Source organism: Acinetobacter lwoffii (assembly GCF_024129595.1).
Classification (GTDB): Bacteria; Pseudomonadota; Gammaproteobacteria; order Pseudomonadales; family Moraxellaceae; genus Acinetobacter; species Acinetobacter lwoffii_O.
In genome coordinates this window covers 20,252-39,361 of sequence record NZ_JAMXXS010000022.1, presented here as the reverse complement: position 1 = coordinate 39,361, position 19,110 = coordinate 20,252, and the positions used below count along the sequence as shown (strand labels likewise).

Genomic DNA, 19,110 nt, shown 5'->3' with positions numbered 1-19,110 from the left:
AACTATCGTGCTAGACTAGGAGAAATCGGGTGTGCTCCCGATTTTTTTATGCGGATTCGTTCCGCGCTGACAAGAATTTAGGTTTACAACATGCCCATTTCAGAGACATGGTTATTACCTGATGGTGTAGCTGATGTATTACCAGAACAAGCGCAAGTTATTGAAAGTCTGCGCCGTAAATCACTGGATTTCCTTGCATCTCGAGGTTATCAGTTGGTGTACACGCCATTCATTGAATACATCGAATCTCTATCTTCTCTCTCAGAATCGAATCAAGATTTAGACTTAGCCACTTTTAAAGTCATCGATCAGCTTTCTGGTCGTTTGCTTGGTGTGCGTGCCGATATGACACCACAAGTGGCTCGTATTGATGCGCATGTACATCCAGTGGAAGGTGTAGCACGTTACTGCTATGCAGGAACCGTTCTGCATACCAAGCCTCGCGGTTTTAACACTTCGCGTGCGCCACTACAGTTAGGTGCGGAGCTATTTGGTTCAGACAGCATCGATGCCGATGTAGAAATGGTCGACTTGATGATCAGTCTGATTCAGGAAACAGGTCTGGCAGATGGTATTCATCTGGACTTAGGTCATGTGGGTTTATTCCGCAGTCTGGTGGCTCAAGCCGGCTTAAACAAAGTCGCTGAACAGCAATTATCTGATTTATACCAGCGTAAGGCTTTGCCAGAATTAGAAGAATTCACGGCAGACCTGAAATTTGGTCAGGATTTCTATGCACTTGGACGCTATGCCAGCGACCTGGATGCATTACAAGCGCATTTAAGTGCTGAAGTGTTGGCAAATCCAGCATTCACTCAGGCTTTTAATGTCTTGCAAACCACCAAAGATGAAGTTCAAACCCGTTGGCCAAACTTGAGTATTGGTATTGATGTGGTTGAATTACGTTCATACCATTATCATACTGGCCTGATGTATGCAGTCTATGCACCGAACCGTGCAGCTGCACTGGCACAAGGTGGCCGTTATGATGGCATTGGTGAACATTTTGGCCGCGCGCGTCCGGCAACCGGTTTCTCTTGTGACTTATATGCTTTAAGCGCAGGTCAGTTTGACGCGGTACAGGTCGTGGTTGCGCCTAAAGGCACTGATGCAGAACTTCTGAATGCGATTCAGAACATTCGCGCACAAGGCTTAAGTGTAATTCAGTTACTGGGTAATGATGATTTAAACTCGATTCCATATGCGACGCACCAGCTGGTGAATGCGAATGGTGAGTGGACAGTCAAAACGATTTAACTGCTTGGCTCAGTGTTCATGTCGCTGAGCGGGGCTTTCAACTTTAACAGCATGATGTAATGAGGCTATTATGGGCAAGAATGTTGTGGTACTTGGTACCCAATGGGGCGACGAAGGTAAAGGTAAAATCGTCGACCTGCTCACAGATCAAGCGGCAGCGGTAGTTCGTTATCAAGGCGGACATAACGCAGGTCACACTCTTGTGGTTGGTGGTAAGAAAACTGTCTTACACCTCATTCCATCAGGTATTTTACGTGAAAACGTATTGTGCTTAATTGGTAACGGTGTTGTTCTTTCTCCTGAAGCGCTCATCAAAGAGATGGATATTCTTGAAAAAGAAGGCGTTCCTGTTAAAGAACGTTTACGCATTTCTCCAAACTGTCCATTGATTCTTCCGAACCACATCGCACTTGATCAGGCGCGTGAGAAAAAACGTGGTAATGCGAAGATTGGTACGACAGGTCGCGGTATCGGTCCTGCATACGAAGACAAAGTAGCGCGTCGCGCAATCCGTGTTGCTGACCTGGTACGTGGTGGTGATCATCTTACTGCTCAGTTAACTGAACTTCTGGACTACCATAACTTCCAGCTGACTGAATACTACGGTGTTGAAGGAGTTAAACTGGAAGACGTGCTGGCACTTTGCGACGAATGGCGTAAAGTTGTTGCGCCACTGGTTGTGGACGTGACCACTGAATTGCATAACTACCGTAAAAACGGTGACAACATCATGTTCGAAGGCGCGCAAGGTTCACTTCTTGACGTTGACCACGGTACATATCCGTATGTGACTTCTTCGAATACCACTGCTGGTGGCGTAAGCTCTGGTTCAGGTCTGGGTCCTTTGCATCTTGACTATGTACTGGGTATTACCAAAGCGTATACAACGCGTGTAGGTGCAGGTCCATTCCCAACTGAGTTGGTGTATGACGCTGCAAATGACACGGGTGATGCGATTGGTAAACACCTCGGTACGATTGGTAATGAATTTGGTGCCTCTACTGGCCGTCAACGTCGTTGTGGCTGGTTCGATGCTGAAATCCTACGCCGTTCAGTTGACGTAAACTCACTTTCTGGTATTTGCCTGACTAAACTTGACGTTCTTGACGGTTTAGAAGAAGTGAAAATCTGTGTGGGTTATGAAGCTGCAGATTCTGGTTGTGTCGGTTCTTCTGATGCGCTTGCATTCGAAACTTTAAAACCGATTTACGAAACTATGCCAGGCTGGTCTGAGTCAACTTTCGGTGCGAAATCACTGGATCAATTGCCAGAAGCTGCATTGAACTATGTAAAACGTCTTGAGCAATTGATTGAATGTCCAATCGACATCATTTCAACAGGTCCAGACCGTGAAGAAACGATTGTTCTTCGCCACCCGTTTGATGCTTAATCTTCATTTGATTAAAGCTTGAATGATAAAAATCCATCTCCGGATGGGTTTTTTTATAGGTTGAAATTATGCAGGTATTTCAAGACTAAAGTTGCATCGGTAATACCACGTGATGTGCTTTAACATAGTGGTATATAAAGAAAGAAAAATGAGCAGCAGGATGCAAAAAAATATATCGGCGACCATGTTTTATTCATTGTTATTCGCAATGGGCGGGGCGCCAACAATGGCCATGATGATTATTCGTGCGCAAACTCAAAATCCCGAAGTGATTTATGCAGCGCTAGTTGGTCTGAGTGTCATTATTGCATGTATATTAGTGCCTATTATTTTATTGCAAAATGCTTTTTTATATTTCAAACGTAAAAACGAAATGCTTGAACAGAAAATCAAACCACTGAGTCAGGTTTACTTGGGCTTAAATATCATCTGTCTGATTTATTGGTTGGCGATACAGTATTTGGCTTAAAAATTACATAATTTATAAGAAGATGAATGAATTAAGCGTTTAGCTGCTGCGTGCTTTCACTTATAATTTTTACAATGTAAATTGCCCTTGAGCCAAGGCGGAGTAAATTATAATGAAGAATAAACTTTTATTGAGTATGGCGGCTGCTACAGTCGTCACATTATCAGGTTGTACCACCATTGCCGATATGGCAGGGGCAGATACTGCGACCTTAAATGCATCTGCGAGCCAAAGCTATAATGCCATGGTCAATGATGCGCGCAATAAAGGCCAACTGGATACCAGTTCAGCCACCTATAAACGGATTAATAATGTATTTAACCGTTTGAAGCCAGTTGCTAACCAGATGAATCAAACCGGTACAGCATTCCAGTGGCAATTGGCTGTGCTCAAATCTGATCAGGTCAACGCCTTTGTTGCACCAGGTGGTAAGGTTGTATTCTATACCGGTATCGTGAATAAACTGAATCTGACCGATGCTGAAATTGCAGCGATTATGGGTCATGAAATGGTGCATGCCTTAGAAGAGCATTCTAAGCAGAAAATCGGTGCTCAAGCCCTGACTGATCTGGCCTTGGGTATTGGCTTAAATGCAGCAGGTGTAGGTCAAGGTGGCGCTGCAGCAGCACAATTGGGTAGTCAGATCGGGATTGGCTTGCCATACTCGCGTAATCTGGAAAGTCGTGCTGACCAAGGCGGTTTAATGCTGATGGCACGCGCAGGTTATAACCCGAATGCAGCCATTACCTTGTGGGAAAAAATGAACAAACTCGGTGGCAGCAGTGGTGCAACCTTCCTGTCTACGCATCCATCGAATAGTCAGCGTATTGGGCAAATGCGTCAACAATTGCCAGCAGCGATGCAGATTTATAACCAAAAAAAATAATCCACTGATCATCCTGTAAAAGGAGATCTTGATCGGATTGGAAAGGCAGGGCAATGGCTCTGCTTTTTTTATAGCTAATTGGATGGTTAATATTCTGCGGGCTATTTTCAGACAATAAAAAAGGCAAAGTCAGACTTTGCCTTTTTTCACTCAAGATCAGAAGATCTTAGTGTTGGTGACCGCCTACACCGTGTACGTGGCCGTGATCTAATTCTTCTTGAGAAGCTTCACGAACAGATACAATTTCAACTTCGAAAGTCAGGTCTTGACCAGCAAGTGGAAAGTTAGCATCAACCACAACATTGTCGCCTTCAACTGCTTTAACAGTTACGATTTGCACGCCGTCATCAGTTTGAGCTTGGAACTGCATACCTGCTTGAATGTTGTCTACGCCTTGGAACATTTGCGCAGGAACTTCTTGAACTAGGTCAGGGTTGTATTCGCCATAACCTTCAGCAGCAGGAACATTTACAGTGAATTTTTCACCTACAGTTTTGCCTTCTAACGCATTTTCTAAACCTGGGATGATGTTACCTGCACCGTGCAAATAGGCAAGTGGTTCACCTTGAGATTGGTCGAGAGTTTCACCCTCTGCGTTAGTCAATGTGTAGTGGAAAGAAACCACGAGGTTATTTGCAATAGCAGTCATGTTAATTGATCCATTCAATTTTTTAAGAGTACATCATAAAGTGAAATTGCATTTTTGTAGACTAAAATTAGCAAAAAAACGCAATTTGACAATTTTGTTGACGATTTTTTCATTGATTGGGCCAAATTCTGGAATTTCAATGCAATTTCAGCTTTGGAGAAATTTTTCGTATAACAAAATCTTTTGCGGTAAGAATGCCCGCATGCGCATAACCATGAATGGTCGCCTGATGAATCCGGTACAAGGACACATACATCGATTTGGCGACAAAGCCTTGCACATTGACCTGACCGAGCAACTCGCCGACGGCTTTATTCTGGCTTAAGGAAATCAGTGAACCTTTGTCAGAAAATTTAAACATCGGTAAATAGCTTTCCTCATTGATACGTGCTTTCAAGGCATTGGCCAGGAAATTGGCCTGCTGGCTAGCCACTTGTGCGCGTGGACCCAAGACCGGTTCATCTGCTGCAGGCTGGCAGTGAGCACAATCACCAAAAGCAAAAATGTCTGGATCAGATTTGGTTTGCAGGGTGGAATAGACTTTCAAGCGGTGAATATGGTCTTTTTCCATGTCTTGCAGTTGTGCCAAAACTTCAGGTGCTTTGATGCCTGCGGCCCAGACTTTAATCTCGGCATCCAGACTTGAGCCATCTGCAAAATAAATCTTGTCTTCATCAACCTTGGCCACACGGTGACTGGTCAAGACTTCAATACCGAATTTTTCCAGCTGTTGCATGGTATGTTCAGCAACTTTCGGCGAGAGTGCAGTCAGAATACGATCCGCCGCTTCAATTAAGGTAATTTTGACTTTATTTGGATCGACCTTGTTTAAGCCATATTTAAAGAAATTGTGTTTGGCTTCTACCAGCTCAGCTGCCAGTTCCACTCCGGTTGCTCCGGCGCCAATAATCGCGATATTCAGTTCACGGCTCGAAGCTTCATGTTGAGCATTCAGGTAGAGATGCAACAGATCCTGTTGAAAGATATCAGCTTGTGGACGGCTGTCGAGAAAATGACAGAACTGTTTGACGCCTTCGGTATTAAAGTCATTCGAGGTAGAACCCAAGGCCAGTACCAGGGTGTCATAGTCAATGCGCTGTTTTTTCTTGGATTGGGATTTTTTGGAGAAATATTCTGTTTCGACCACAATCTGTTTAGCTTCGCGATCCAGACCGGTGAATGTGCCCAAGACAAATTCATAATGATGTGTAGCTGAATGGGCAAAATAATTGGTTTCTTCTTCATGTGGATTTAAGGTGCCCGCAGCAACTTCATGCAGCAGCGGTTTCCAGATGTGCGTCAGTTTTTGATCGACCAGAATAATCTGGGCTTTACCGCTTTTACCCAAGCTCTCACCCAGCTGAGTTGCCAGTTCCAGACCACCGGCACCACCACCCACAATCACGATTTTATGTGCTGTCATATATGATTAACCTGTTTATTTTTTTAATAAAAATAAGAGAAATAGAGAGAAAATATACTATGGCATGCGCTAAAACGCGTCTTGATTAAAATTGTTATACAAATTACAAAACGTAGCAATTCTGTGAGAGCAAGTAAGTGTCGCTGCTTTAGGGAAGCAATGGGAGAGCAAGATTGATAGGAGAAATCTGCTAGAAGATCAGAGAGGAGATCTTCTAGCTTAAAGGGAAACTACTTGAGATGTAGCGCTATTATCTATCCAGAGGATAAAGTTTTACGCTTGGCGTATTTTCTGAAAACAAACCGAATAAGCCTTGTAGCCAGCTAAAGAATTTCTGAAACAGATTGGCTTCTTCAATTTCGACATGATCTTCAATTTGAATGGTGCGAATCAACTGATTATTCTGATAAACCTGAATGGTGGCCAAAGGCATCATGGTGGCCAAAGGCGCAATAAGTTCAGAAGCCTTCACTTCAACATTGATATGAGTCTGAGTTTCCTGAAGTGGCTCGATACTTTTTAAAACGCCATCACCAGTATTCAGCATGACACGCTGATGCACCTGGTCAAACTGATTCAGGTCAATACTGTAGCCCTGATCATATAAAGAAGTGGTAATGATCTGCGGTTGTTTGGTTTGTACCTTAAACATTTTTAAGGTGGATTTGATCACAGGCAATTCAGCCAGTAGCTGTTGATCTTTGATCGCTACCTCATTGCGGGTATAGGTATAAGCCAGATTCATCAGCTTATGTGATACTTCAGCGCGTTTTGCTGCACTTTTAGTACCCAGCACCACCACAATCAGACGGCGATTTGGCATTTCAAAATCTGCGGTGATGCGATTGGCTGTCAGCGCCAGATTATAGCCCGCTGCACGGGTAAAACCGGTTTTTAAACCATCTACTGTAGGATCGACCTGAAGCACACGGTTGGTCGCACGATGAAAATGCTGGTTATAAGTAAAGCTTGGCTGTTTGGAATAATACAGATAATCCGGGGTTTCATTCACCACCGCCATAGACAGTCTGGCCAAATCGGCGGCAGTCGAATAATGCTCAGGCATGGTAATACCGGCCGGATTCTGGAAATTGGTATGCTGCATGCCCAGCGCTTTGGCTTCCTGATTCATACGTTCAACAAACTGCGGAATACCACCCGAAATTTTCTCAGCCAGCGTGACTGCGGCATCATTAGCAGACATGATAATTAAGCCCGCCAGAAGCTGATCGACTGAAATCAGATCACCTTCTTTCAGGTACATCTGTGACTCATCCCACATCACGGTTTTAACCATAGAGGTCGCGGTTAACACTTCATTTTTATTTAATTTTCCGGCCTCAATTTCCTTTAAGGCAATATAAGCCACCATCATTTTGGTCAGCGAAGCCGGAGCACGCTGAACGTCGGCATTGTGCTCTGCAATGACTTGACCAGACTGTGAATCCAGAATGGTCCAGGCTTCAGCTTCAACGCTTTCAGGCACAATATTGAGTAGGGCAGCATGTGAAAATGCAGAAATAAATAAACTGAAAACCGCAATCAGTGAGATGATGTATTTCAATGGTGTTCCTTGATAACCCGCTGGGTGTTGAACGATTTAATTTTCACGCATGCTATGCCTTTTTTATACAGATAGCTAGTCGTAAATGTAGACAAATAAGACAGCTAAACCATACTGGCTTAAAAAATGCTAAGCTAAGCTATATCTCATTTATTTTAATTTTATATCGTTCATTATGTTGCATTATCAAATTGAATTTGACGATTATCGTCAGCATCTTATTCACGTGACTGTTCGTTTTCTTGCGGACCCGACACAAGTCCTGTCATTGCCGACTTGGATTCCGGGCAGCTATCTGATTCGAGAGTTTTCCAAGCACATTGAAGCGGTCAAAGCCTATGATGAAGATGGGCGCCAGTTACAGATCCAGAAATTTGAAAAAAATAAATGGCGTTTATTCAATACTGATCATGAACTGATTACAGTTGAATATGATGTCTATGCCTATGACCTGTCCGTTCGTGGTGCATATGTGGATCAAAATCGTCTCTACGTGAACCCGGCTTGTGCATGTCTGGGGCTGGAAGGTCAGGAAAATAAAGAAATTGAACTGGAAATCTTCCTGCCAGATGAATTAAAGCATTTTCAGCTGGCAAGCGGCATGCAGGCCAAAAGTCTGGTTAAAGGCCGTTTCACGCTTAAAGCTAAAAACTATGCCGAACTGATTGACGCACCATTTGAGCTGGCAGAACAAACCCGTTTCAGTTTTGAAGCAAATGGCATTCCACATGAATTTGTGGTCTCAGGTAAACATGCCATGAATGCCGCGCGTATGCAGCAGGACATTGAAAAAATCTGTGCCACAGAAATTTCAATGTTTGGTTCGGCGCCGTTTACAGACTATACCTTTATGACCATGGCAACCGGTAATAGCTATGGTGGTCTGGAGCATCCGAACTCGACTAGCCTGATTTCACCACGTGATGACTTGCCTAAGGCCAATGAACCTGAAGAACCTTCAAAAGATTATCAGCGTTTCTTGGGCTTATGTAGCCATGAATATTTCCATTCCTGGTTGGTGAAATTTATTCGCCCTGAAAACTTTGTTAACTATGATTTAAACAGAGAAGGCTATACCTCTCTGTTATGGATCTTTGAAGGTTTTACCTCTTATTACGATGATTTGATTTTGCTGCGCAGTGGCGTGATTAATCAGGAATCGTATATTGCTTTGTTAAAAGCACAGATTGACCGTTATTTGCAAAATCCGGGGCGTGCGATTCAGTCAGTGTCTGAATCCAGTTTTGATGCCTGGGTGAAATTCTACCGTCAGGATGAAAACTCGAATAATGCGGGTACCAGCTATTACAACAAAGGCTGTTTAGTTGCTTTGTGCTTAGACTTAGGTTTGCGTTTACGCGGTTCAAGTCTGGATGCCGTGATGCGCCGTTTGTATGAAAATGCCCAGAAGGGTGTTCAGGTGCATGAGCGGACAATCTTTGAATTGTGTAAAGAACTGACAGGAGATGATTGGTCAGAACAGATCAATCACTTGATCAATACCACAGACGAATTACCATTGGATCAGCTTTTCCCTGAGTTTGGTATGGCTTATAGCCTGAAAAATGACAAGTCTTTGCCATTCGGTTTAAAACTGGCAGATAAGCCGGAAGGTGTGCTGGTTCAATCTGCGCGTCGTGAGGGTGCTGCTGTGCTCGCTGGCCTTTCTGCCAATGATGTCATTATTGCAATTGATGGTTTAAAGGCAACGACTAAGCTTGTTGAAAGCTATGCAAAACAGCAAGGTACTTTTACAGTGTATGCATTCCGTCGTGATGAGTTGATGACCTTCGAGGTTCAAGCTGCGGGTTCTGAACTGACCGAAGTTGAACTGAAAGTGGAAGATCCGGCTAAAGTCGAGAAATGGCTTAAAGCTTAAAGCTTCACTTGTTCGTCATTTAAAAAAACCGGTGCATCGTCACCGGTTTTTTATTGCATTAAATTTTGAGAAAAAATTATTTAATGATCAGTCGTGATGTGCCACGGAATTCTGCCACAATTTGATTATGTTGATTCATCACCTGAATATCATAAATGCCACTACGGCCACTGCTGGCTTTGTGTTCAGCTACAGCAGTCAGTGTGTCGCCAAGCAAGCCCGGTTTTAAATAATGAATACCGCAATGTTGACCAACTGCCGGATGTTCACCGGTATTGCAGGCAATTGCAAAAGCTGCATCTGCCAGTGCGAAAATCACGGCACCGTTACAGGTCTGATGACCCTGTAAATGCTGTTCAGTTACCTTTAATTCGATCTTTGCATAATTGTGGTTATAAGAAACCAGATGAGCACCAAGATGCTGAATTAACCGGTCCTGATTAAACATCTGGCTGACTTGCTGATCCATTGCAAAACTCCTTTTTAGATACGTTTTATTTTAAAATATAAATTATATGAATCATAAATAGCATTGAGTAGGCAGAATGACAAGAGGGCAGAGTCAGAAATCTTATTTGCACACATAAGAAAAAGTAGGTAAAACCAATATTCAGGTATGGGTTTTTTATTGGATAAAATGAAATTATATAAATATAGATATGGTTCAAAACGTGATTTGGAAGCTTTACAGAACAATTATTTTTATGCTCCACATTCGACACAGCTGAATGATCCATCTGAGAATCTATTCAGTGAAAAAGACATTCATAAAGTATTTGAGCTGTTTCATAATATATTTAGTTTTTCGACTTCTGATATTAGGAAAGAATTTGATCAACTATGTCAAAAAGTTAGGAAGGAGGTCGGGATTTACTCTCTAAGTCGAATTCAAAAGGACGAATTGCTTTGGGCATATTATGCCGATTCACATACAGGATTCTGTATTGAATATGATTTTGAAAAGCTTGATGAACTGAGATCTATAAGTGCTGCGTTTGAGATTGATTATGCTGAACAAAGACCAGAATTGAAGTTTGATCATGTATTCAAAAATGGAGCGACAGCTGTGGAAAAATTATTGCGAGTTACAACAGGGACTAAATCTATAAAATGGCGACACGAAGAAGAGTACAGGATTTGTATCGAACCTTTTGGTAGATTTAACTATGATTATAGGGCAGTGAAAGCAATCTACTTCGGAATGAGGATGCCTAAATCAAAAATTGATCTCGTAAAAAACAATAACAAATTGCCTGATTCTTATGCAAAAGTATGCCAACAGCAAGTTATGGAAGTATTGAAAGGAAGAGGTATTAAGTATTATCAAATGAAATTAAAAGAGGATAGTTATGAGTTTGATTGTTATGAGATAGCAGATATTTATCAAAATTCTCAAAAATACAAAGACAAAGTTCATCTAATTCCAAAGAATTTGATTGACTATAATGACTATGGTCGAGGGGTTGAAAGAGGTTATTTTGATAAGGTTGCAGAAATCATTAGTAAAGAACCATATTTTTATGAGCTAAATAGTATCCATATCTCGAAGGAAGAATCGATTAAGAAAAATCAGCCTGTTATCTTCGCAGGATTTTTTTATGAAAAGAATAATTTACGCCAAATTAAAAGATATTTCACTTTGGATGAAGTCAATGAAAAATATAGCCTTTTGAATATGGGTTAAAAATTTGGTGACAACATGTCCTACATTTTAATTCCCCCGATACGTCGAATACCCATAAGAACTTAATAGCAGTGGAATATGGTAGTGCTCTAAAGCACCATCAATCACAAAAACCACCGGTACTTCAGGGAAGAACGTCCGTTGATTATTGGCCTTAAACCAATCACCCGTTTTAAACGTTACTTTATAAACGCCTTTTTGTAACGCGGTGTCTTTAGGATAAAATTCTTTAATACGACCATTACTGTCTGTCTTGGCTTCATTGAGCTTTACCCATTTCTCACCTTGCTGAGCTTCTAGGGTGACCGTGACATTAGCAGAGGGTAGGCCAGTTTCTTGATTAAGCACATGAACACTTAGTGGATTGGCAAAGCTAAAAGTTGAAAGGGAAGTCGCAGCTAAAGCGAAAATTATTTTTTTCATGAGACTCACATTAAAATGAATACTTTAATTAATTCTAATAGATTGAAAAATAAAAAAATATTTAAGTTATGTAATAAAAAAAGCCCACCGAAGTGAGCTTGATTGAATCTATTCAAACTTAGCCACGACCACGTGGTGCCTTGGTATTTGGACGAGTAGTACCATTGGTGCGACGTTTCGGCTTTTCACTTTCATCCATTTGCCAGATACGTTTGGTGCCAGACTTTTTCACAGAACCATCTTTGTTCTTACGAACCATTGGCTTACCGCCAGTACCACCCGGCTTTTTCACATAAGAGCGTGAACGGTATGGTTCTTCCGCAGGAACATTCTGGAAGTCTGGATATAATAATGGTTCAATTTCTCTAGTCTCGCCCGGTTGCAATCCCATACGAACCAAATCAATCTCACCAATTTTAGTACGGATCAAACGCAGTGTAGGGAAGCCCACAGCAGAGGTCATACGACGAACCTGACGGTTACGACCTTCACAGATCGAAATCTCAACCCAAGACGTCGGAACAGAGGCACGGAAACGTACAGGAGGATTACGCTCCCACAACCATTCCGGTTCAGACACTTTTTCAGCACGTGCAGGAAGCGTCATGCCATCTTTCAGTTCCACACCTTTACGAAGCTGCTCAAGTGCTTCTTCAGTGACATCACCTTCCACTTGCACCATATAAGTTTTAAACTTTTTATTGGCAGGATTGGTGATATATTGGTTGAGACCACCGTGATCGGTGAGGAAAACCAGACCTTCTGAGTCCATGTCCAAACGACCCGCAAGACGTAAATCTTTGTCGTTGACAAAATCAGCCATGGTTGGGTGCTTTTCATCCGCACGGAATTGGGAGAGGACGTCATAAGGTTTGTTTAGAATGACGATTTTCATAGGAAATAACTTCTATAATTACATTAATTTAAAAAATGTAGAGGTTTATTTAAAAGGGAAATTTAGTTATTTCCCGTATAAATCTCAAAAACAACAAATCTGGATTAGAATATTATGCGTTAAGAACAGTTGAAAGTATTGCCTAATCGGCAATTATTTTAGATTTGTCAGCGGCATCCGGGAGAATACTAATAATGGGATATCAAAAAATCGTAGTACCTGTGGATGGTACCAAAATTACCGTTAATGCAGACCTGTCACTCAACGTACCAAATAATCCAATTATCCCATTTATCGAAGGGGATGGAATCGGTGCAGATATTACACCAACAATGCGAACTGTGGTAGATGCTGCTGTGCAAAAAGCATACGCCGGGAAGCGTTCCATCGAATGGATGGAAGTCTACTGCGGTGAAAAAGCTGACAAAATTTACGGCACCTATATGCCTGAAGAAACTCTCGAAGCGCTGCGCGATTATGTGATATCGATCAAAGGTCCACTGACCACACCAGTTGGTGGCGGTATTCGTTCCCTGAATGTAGCCTTACGTCAGGAACTGGATTTATATGTCTGTGTACGTCCGGTACGCTGGTTTGAAGGGGTGCCTTCACCGGTGCATAATCCGGAACTAACCGATATGGTGATCTTCCGTGAGAATTCAGAAGATATTTATGCCGGTATTGAATGGAAAGCAGATTCTCAGGAAGCGAAAAAGGTTATCAAGTTTTTGAAAGAAGAAATGGGTGTAACCAACATCCGCTTTGAAGACAATTGTGGGATCGGGATCAAACCTGTCTCCAAAGAAGGTAGCCAGCGTCTGGTGCGTAAAGCGATTCAGTTCGCCATCGAAAATGACAAGCCTAGTGTGACTTTGGTACACAAAGGCAATATCATGAAATACACCGAAGGGGCATTTAAAGAGTGGGGCTATGAGGTCGCATTGGAACGTTTCGGCGGTGAGCTTTTAGATGGTGGTCCATGGGTTAAAATCAAAAATCCAAGAACAGGCAAAGACATTATTATTAAAGATGTCATTGCTGATGCCTTCTTGCAGCAAATCTTGATGCGTCCGGCGGATTATTCTGTAATTGCGACACTGAACTTAAATGGTGATTATATTTCTGATGCGCTAGCTGCGGAAGTCGGCGGGATCGGGATTGCACCGGGTGCCAATATCGGCGGTTCGATTGCAGTTTATGAAGCAACCCACGGTACAGCGCCTAAATATGCTGGACAAGATAAAGTAAATCCGGGTTCGATTATTCTGTCAGCAGAAATGATGCTGCGTGATATGGGCTGGATAGAAGCTGCCGACCTGATCATCAAGGGGATTTCGGGTGCGATTGCGGCAAAAACGGTGACCTACGATTTTGAGCGCTTAATGCCAGGGGCGACCTTGCTGCGTTGTTCCGAGTTTGGTGAAGCGATTATTGCCAATATGGATGCCTGAAATTGCGATGCAATTTATGAATAAAAAAACCCGCAATTACGGCGGGTTTTTTTATCACTTTATTGGGAAGCAAAGGCTGAACGGTTTAAGGTTAAACGTTAAAATAAGTATCAGGCTGCAAGATCATGTAAGAAGTGTAATGAGCCTAGAAATGATTCGTTCTAAGCTGAATAACTTAGTAAACACTGTATTACATTGACGTATTTGGATACAGCTCAGCGATTGGCTTATTTTGTATAAACGTTACAGTGATGAATGGAACTTCCAGTGATATAGAGATGTTTCTCCAAAGGAGTAAATCATGGCTAAAGCTAAAGCGAGACATAAGCAGGTCCAACAAAAAGACAAGCAGGACAATGCTCAGAATGAAGAGCAGCAACAGCAACAACAGCAACAACCATCGAAACCATCTCGTGCTAAAAAACGTAGATAATCTCCTATCCACCTAAAATAACAAAACCCTCATTTGAGGGTTTTGTTATTTGAACGCTTGTATAAAATCATCACTAAAAATAACAGGATTGTGACTTTAAATTAGGCGGTTGTGATTAAGATAAAAGTCATCTATTTAATTTAATGCGAATATTGGTGAAATTTCTTCGGATTATAAGCTTACTGTTATCTATAGGTTTTCTACTAACTGCCTGTCAGCCACCGCCTTCAGGTGAAGCAGCAGGTTGGAAAAGCCCTTATCTGTATTGGCAATTACAGAGAGCCCAGTTAGAAGCTCCGCTACAGATTCCGGTTGAAGGCGTCAGAGTTGGTCAGATTAATGATACTTGGGGAGCAGCGCGTAGTGACGGTCGTAAACACGAAGGTACGGATATTTTTGCCAAACGCGGTACGCCAGTATTTAGCGCGACCCCAGGTATTGTGCGTAGGATTGGCACCAACAAGCTGGGTGGAAAAATCATCTGGGTGACCGGTCCAAATATGAGCCAACATTATTATGCACATCTGGATGACTATGCAGAACATATTCAGGAAGGCGACTGGGTTGAGGCAGGTGAAGTCATCGCTTATGTGGGGAATACAGGTAATGCCAAAAATACCCCGCCGCACTTACATTATGGCATTTATTTAGGTGGGCAAGGAGCAACCAATCCTTATCCTTATTTAGTTCCTTCTCCATGAGCAGAAATTGGCGGAGTTTGTTGTTCAGATTTGAGTCTGACAGGACGTGTGTACCAGAACAGTTGCAATGTTCCTAATAAAAGAACCAATGTGGCCAGTATGAACTGTTGATGATAGCTCAATCCAAAATATTGCAGCGCACTAAAGCTGAGTCCACCGATCAGCTGAATCGAGGCAAAACACAAGGTAGCAATACTCCAGAGCTTTTTATAAGCCAGTCCATACAGTTGTAAAATGGTATAGGAGGTCAGGAAGACCACAGCCGGATTTAACATCCCGGTAAAAAAAGAAGAGCTAAAAGTGAGTAAGGGATAGGCATCTAGAGTCGCAATAAAAATAGCCACAATATAAAGACTATAAAGAATTTTCAGGGCAGCAAAATTACCCCATTTTCTGGCCAGCACATAAGCACTAAAGGCACCCAAGGCACTGCCTATTCCATACAGAATCCAGTTGAAATTAATCCAGAACAAGCTCAATCCCAACTGCTGGCTTAAATAATCAATCCAGAAGAGTGAATGCGGTATATAGGCGAATGCACTACACGCGTAGACCGTCAATAAACTATAAAAGACGCTATTCAAAGAGAGAGGAGAGGTAACTGCAAGAGCTTGTGTGGACAAATACGGCTTAAATTTCTGAATCAGTAAACTTAAAACGATACAGATAAGCAAAGCAAAACCGCATAAGATTAGCCAGGCCGTCTGTATGGAAATTTGATCCAGATAAGGCAGAAACAGGGTCGCAATTAAAACGCCTAGTCCAATTCCGCTAAAACCAATAAAGTTGATTTTAAGACGGTCTTGAAGTTCACAGCACTGTGCAACCACACTCGGCGATAAGATCATCATCAGTCCACCGCTGATCCCGGAAATAATCCGCCAAGCGATATACCATACTTCAGAAAAACCAGAAAATGCACAGCACATCAGGCTGAGCATACCGGCAAAGGCTGAAATTTGAATATAGGTACTCATGCTGCGGTCTTGAGGCAGACGCATGGCCGTAAATGCACCGATTAAATAACCCAGCAAATTGGCACTGCCCAAGAGACTGGCAAAATCTGTACTCCAGCCAAAGGCTTCGCGTGTGCCAGGTAACAGTGCGGTATAAGAAAAGCGAAGAATACCAATGCCCAAGCACATACTAAGACAGAGAAACAGGCTGAGCTTGATTGTGTTTGAGGACATCCGTGTACTCATGGAATTTTATGTTTGGTCAAAAAATAACATGAATCTTCATAATAAAGGGAAAAATTGCCTGAAAAGAAACCATTGAGTGCAGAAATTTGCTCAAAGAAACCGGTAAGATTTTTAAGATTTCATCAGTCAAAAGCCTGAATTTTTTCATAGAAATAAAAAACCGCGTCTCAACGCGGTTTTTTATATTGTCTATTTCAAGAATTAACGTATCTTGGCCAGGAAACGGCCAACACGGGTAATGGCTTCACGCAGTTCATTTTCAGCCGGCAGGAATACTACACGGAAATGATCCGGTGTTGGCCAGTTAAAGCCTGTCCCTTGAACCAGAAGTACTTTTTCGGCACGTAACAAATCCAGCATTAGTTTTTCATCATCCTGGATTGGATACACATTCGGATCCAGTTTCGGGAAGCAGTACATCGCACCTTCAGGTTTGACACAAGACACACCTGGAATCTCGTTCAGCATTTCCCAGGCAATATTGCGCTGTTCATATAAACGCCCACCTGGGCGAATTAGGTCATTAATCGACTGATAACCGCCCAGTGCAGTCTGAATCGCATATTGAGCCTGATGGTTGGCACACAAACGCATCGATGCCAGCATATCCAAACCTTCGATATAGTCTGCGGCACGTGCTTTATCGCCGGTAATGGCCATCCAGCCGGAACGGAAACCAGCAATACGATAGGCTTTAGATAAACCGTTAAACGAAACACAGAGCTGATCGCCAGCCAGAGCTGCTACAGCAACATGCTCGATTCCATCGTAAATAATTTTGTCGTAGATTTCATCAGCAAATAAAATCAGGTCATATTTCTTGGCCAAGTCGACAATTTGTTGTAACACATGACGTGGGTAAACCGAACCAGTCGGGTTATTCGGGTTGATAATCACAATACCGCGGGTATTTGGCGTGATTTTGCTTTCCATATCAGCAATATCTGGATACCAGTGATTTTCTTCATCACATTTATAATGGATCGCAGTACCGCCAGACAGATTCACTGCTGCCGTCCAGAGTGGATAATCTGGCATTGGAATCAGCATTTCATCGCCATCATCCAGCAGACCCTGCATGGCCATCACGATCAGTTCAGACACACCATTACCGATATAGACGTCATTGACGTGCATATCTAGAATGCCTTTTTGCTGATAATACTGACAGATCGCCTTACGCGCCGGGAAAATCCCTTTGGAATCCGTGTAGCCAATCGCATTCGGCAGGTTTAAAGCCACATCGTTGATAATTTCCTGCGGCGCTTCAAAACCGAATGGGGCAGGATTGCCAATATTTAATTTGATAATTTTGTGACCGGCTTCTTCCATCTCGATGGCCGCTCGTAACACAGGTCCGCGAATGTCGTAGCATACATGCTCGAGCTTAGATGATTTCTTGATCTCGCGAGGGGTTTGGAAAGTGTTCGGCATTTTGATGTTCTCGGAAGGAGTGGAGGTCACTTTTGCATAACGATATAAATAACTTTTAAATGTCTCAGTTGTGACTAGATCGAGATCATGTTCATCTCGAAGTAGTGCAACAATTTTTTCATGCGTAAATCCAAGCTGCTGATATTGTTTGATCACAGGCAGCAGATTTTTAAAAATTACGCTCTTTTTTTGCGACATTTTTTAATCCTGAGCAAATTTAGAGCTAAGAATACCATTAAATTTGCTCACTAAAAAACATTTAATGTAAAAATTGCTTACTTTTATTTTTATATTTGCTTTCTTTTTGCTTTTTTGAACATTATATGTCTTTTGTAAAATGTTGAATAAAGACTAGAATTTTTAAAATGAATCACGTAAATATAGGATTATCCTATTTTAAATAGCAAGATAAAAAGGTATGTGATCATGGGAAAACTCAATAAATCAGACCGGGAATGGCAAAGAGAGTTATCACCTGAGGAGTTTCGCATTACGCGCGAGAAGGGAACCGAGCCGGCATTTACTGGAAAATACTGGAATACCAAGCAAGATGGCACTTATGTATGTCGTTGCTGCGGCACGCCACTGTTCTCTTCTGAGACCAAGTATGACAGCGGCTGTGGCTGGCCAAGTTTCTACCGTCCTGTCAGCAGTTCGGTGGTAGAAGAATTACCTGATACTTCACACGGAATGGTCAGAACTGAGATTGTTTGTCATCATTGTGACGCACACTTAGGGCATGTTTTCCCGGATGGCCCAGAACCGACCGGTTTGCGTTATTGTGTCAACTCGGCTTCTTTGGACTTAGAAACACAAGAAAAAAATGATGAGGAAACCTATCCATGACTAACATTTATCAGTTTGAAGCTGAATTGTTAGATGGCAAAAGCAAGCCACTTGCAGATTACGAAGGCAAGGTACTTTTGATCGTCAATACAGCGAGTAAGTGTGGTTTTACCCCACAATTTTCAGGATTAGAAAAACTTTACGAAAAATATAAAGATCAAGGTCTGGAAATTTTGGGATTTCCATGCAATCAGTTTGGTGGTCAAGATCCAGGTTCCAATGAACAGATTGGTGAATTTTGCCAGAAGAATTACGGGGTATCTTTCCCGATGTTTTCCAAGGTGGATGTCAAAGGCCCTGAAGCGCACGCCATTTTTCGCTATTTGACTAACAATTCCAAAGGTATTTTAGGCAATGGAATTAAATGGAATTTTACCAAATTCCTGATCGGGCGTGATGGCAAGGTATTGAACCGTTTTGCTCCGACCACCAAGCCTGAAGATATTGAAGATGAAATTGCCAAAGTGTTGTAAGAATCAGCATTATTTTCTCAGTATGTGATAAAAATAGAGCTCATCTAATGT

General features: G+C 42.2%; 19 protein-coding genes. 11 read left to right on the top strand and 8 right to left on the bottom strand.

Going from position 1 to position 19,110, the window contains the following annotated elements:
• The first annotated feature begins 90 nt into the window (after positions 1-90).
• From NI466_RS11005 to NI466_RS10990, 4 genes are all read left to right on the top strand, one after another.
• Positions 91-1,257: an ATP phosphoribosyltransferase regulatory subunit gene (locus NI466_RS11005; RefSeq protein ID WP_004278964.1), complete on the top strand. Its 1,167-nt coding sequence runs from the start codon at positions 91-93 to the stop codon at positions 1,255-1,257.
• Positions 1,258-1,327: 70 nt separating this feature from the next.
• The gene (locus NI466_RS11000) at positions 1,328-2,647 is read left to right on the top strand and encodes an adenylosuccinate synthase (protein WP_219308998.1); all 1,320 of its coding nucleotides are present in this window, start codon (positions 1,328-1,330) and stop codon (positions 2,645-2,647) included.
• 160 nt (positions 2,648-2,807) lie between these two features.
• Entirely contained in the window at positions 2,808-3,116 is a 309-nt protein-coding gene (locus NI466_RS10995; protein WP_253173570.1) for a hypothetical protein, read from the top strand.
• Between the two features lie 112 nt (positions 3,117-3,228).
• The gene (locus tag NI466_RS10990) at positions 3,229-4,002 is read left to right on the top strand and encodes a M48 family metallopeptidase (RefSeq protein WP_005247399.1); all 774 of its coding nucleotides are present in this window, start codon (positions 3,229-3,231) and stop codon (positions 4,000-4,002) included.
• 166 nt (positions 4,003-4,168) lie between these two features.
• Here NI466_RS10990 and slyD read toward each other — a convergent pair whose 3' ends face one another.
• The 3 genes from slyD to NI466_RS10975 all read right to left on the bottom strand — a co-directional run bounded on the left by slyD (position 4,169) and on the right by NI466_RS10975 (position 7,638).
• Complete coding sequence (slyD, locus tag NI466_RS10985; protein ID WP_004278960.1) at positions 4,169-4,651, bottom strand: peptidylprolyl isomerase; 483 nt, start codon at positions 4,649-4,651, stop codon at positions 4,169-4,171.
• 136 nt (positions 4,652-4,787) lie between these two features.
• Entirely contained in the window at positions 4,788-6,074 is a 1,287-nt protein-coding gene (locus tag NI466_RS10980; protein ID WP_253173568.1) for an NAD(P)/FAD-dependent oxidoreductase, read from the bottom strand.
• Positions 6,075-6,324: 250 nt separating this feature from the next.
• Positions 6,325-7,638: a D-alanyl-D-alanine carboxypeptidase family protein gene (locus NI466_RS10975; protein WP_253173567.1), complete on the bottom strand. Its 1,314-nt coding sequence runs from the start codon at positions 7,636-7,638 to the stop codon at positions 6,325-6,327.
• A 175-nt stretch (positions 7,639-7,813) separates the two neighbouring features.
• Here NI466_RS10975 and NI466_RS10970 point away from each other — a divergent pair, with 175 nt between their 5' ends.
• On the top strand, positions 7,814-9,517 hold the full coding sequence (locus NI466_RS10970; RefSeq protein WP_253173566.1) for a M61 family metallopeptidase: 1,704 nt from the start codon (positions 7,814-7,816) through the stop codon (positions 9,515-9,517).
• A gap of 76 nt (positions 9,518-9,593) precedes the next feature.
• Here the strand turns inward: NI466_RS10970 and paaI are convergent, their stop codons facing one another.
• Positions 9,594-9,986: a hydroxyphenylacetyl-CoA thioesterase PaaI gene (gene paaI / locus NI466_RS10965; protein ID WP_004645544.1), complete on the bottom strand. Its 393-nt coding sequence runs from the start codon at positions 9,984-9,986 to the stop codon at positions 9,594-9,596.
• A 168-nt stretch (positions 9,987-10,154) separates the two neighbouring features.
• Here paaI and NI466_RS10960 point away from each other — a divergent pair, with 168 nt between their 5' ends.
• Entirely contained in the window at positions 10,155-11,201 is a 1,047-nt protein-coding gene (locus NI466_RS10960; protein ID WP_253147651.1) for a DUF2971 domain-containing protein, read from the top strand.
• 27 nt (positions 11,202-11,228) lie between these two features.
• On the opposite strand, the gene uraH is transcribed toward NI466_RS10960, so the two are convergent.
• Together uraH and NI466_RS10950 are read right to left on the bottom strand one after the other, a co-directional pair.
• On the bottom strand, positions 11,229-11,624 hold the full coding sequence (gene uraH / locus NI466_RS10955; protein WP_253173563.1) for a hydroxyisourate hydrolase: 396 nt from the start codon (positions 11,622-11,624) through the stop codon (positions 11,229-11,231).
• Between the two features lie 118 nt (positions 11,625-11,742).
• Entirely contained in the window at positions 11,743-12,519 is a 777-nt protein-coding gene (locus tag NI466_RS10950) for an rRNA large subunit pseudouridine synthase E (RefSeq protein WP_253173561.1), read from the bottom strand.
• A gap of 194 nt (positions 12,520-12,713) precedes the next feature.
• On the opposite strand from NI466_RS10950, the gene icd reads away from it, so the two are divergent.
• The 3 genes from icd to NI466_RS10940 all read left to right on the top strand — a co-directional run bounded on the left by icd (position 12,714) and on the right by NI466_RS10940 (position 15,104).
• Positions 12,714-13,970 carry an NADP-dependent isocitrate dehydrogenase gene (gene icd / locus NI466_RS10945; RefSeq protein WP_004645539.1) on the top strand — a complete coding sequence of 419 codons (1,257 nt, stop codon included), beginning with the start codon at positions 12,714-12,716 and terminating at the stop codon, positions 13,968-13,970.
• A gap of 301 nt (positions 13,971-14,271) precedes the next feature.
• Positions 14,272-14,403, top strand: a complete 132-nt coding sequence (locus NI466_RS15940; RefSeq protein WP_004645538.1) for a hypothetical protein — start codon at positions 14,272-14,274, stop codon at positions 14,401-14,403.
• Positions 14,404-14,546: 143 nt separating this feature from the next.
• Complete coding sequence (locus tag NI466_RS10940) at positions 14,547-15,104, top strand: M23 family metallopeptidase (protein ID WP_004645536.1); 558 nt, start codon at positions 14,547-14,549, stop codon at positions 15,102-15,104.
• Here NI466_RS10940 and NI466_RS10935 read toward each other — a convergent pair.
• Positions 15,083-16,294 (bottom strand): YbfB/YjiJ family MFS transporter, encoded by a 1,212-nt coding sequence (locus tag NI466_RS10935; protein ID WP_253173559.1) that lies wholly within the window; start codon positions 16,292-16,294, stop codon positions 15,083-15,085. The genes NI466_RS10940 and NI466_RS10935 overlap by 22 nt on opposite strands.
• Before the next feature lie 213 nt (positions 16,295-16,507).
• Positions 16,508-17,938, bottom strand: coding sequence for a pyridoxal phosphate-dependent aminotransferase (locus NI466_RS10930; RefSeq protein ID WP_253173558.1), 1,431 nt, complete (start codon positions 17,936-17,938; stop codon positions 16,508-16,510).
• A gap of 228 nt (positions 17,939-18,166) precedes the next feature.
• Here NI466_RS10930 and msrB point away from each other — a divergent pair, with 228 nt between their 5' ends.
• Both msrB and NI466_RS10920 read left to right on the top strand, forming a co-directional pair.
• A complete protein-coding gene (gene msrB / locus NI466_RS10925) occupies positions 18,167-18,586 on the top strand; it encodes a peptide-methionine (R)-S-oxide reductase MsrB (protein WP_004645533.1) in 420 nt (139 codons plus the stop codon).
• Entirely contained in the window at positions 18,583-19,059 is a 477-nt protein-coding gene (locus NI466_RS10920; protein ID WP_114541885.1) for a glutathione peroxidase, read from the top strand. Before msrB ends, NI466_RS10920 begins: the two co-directional genes overlap by 4 nt.
• Positions 19,060-19,110 lie beyond the last annotated feature (51 nt).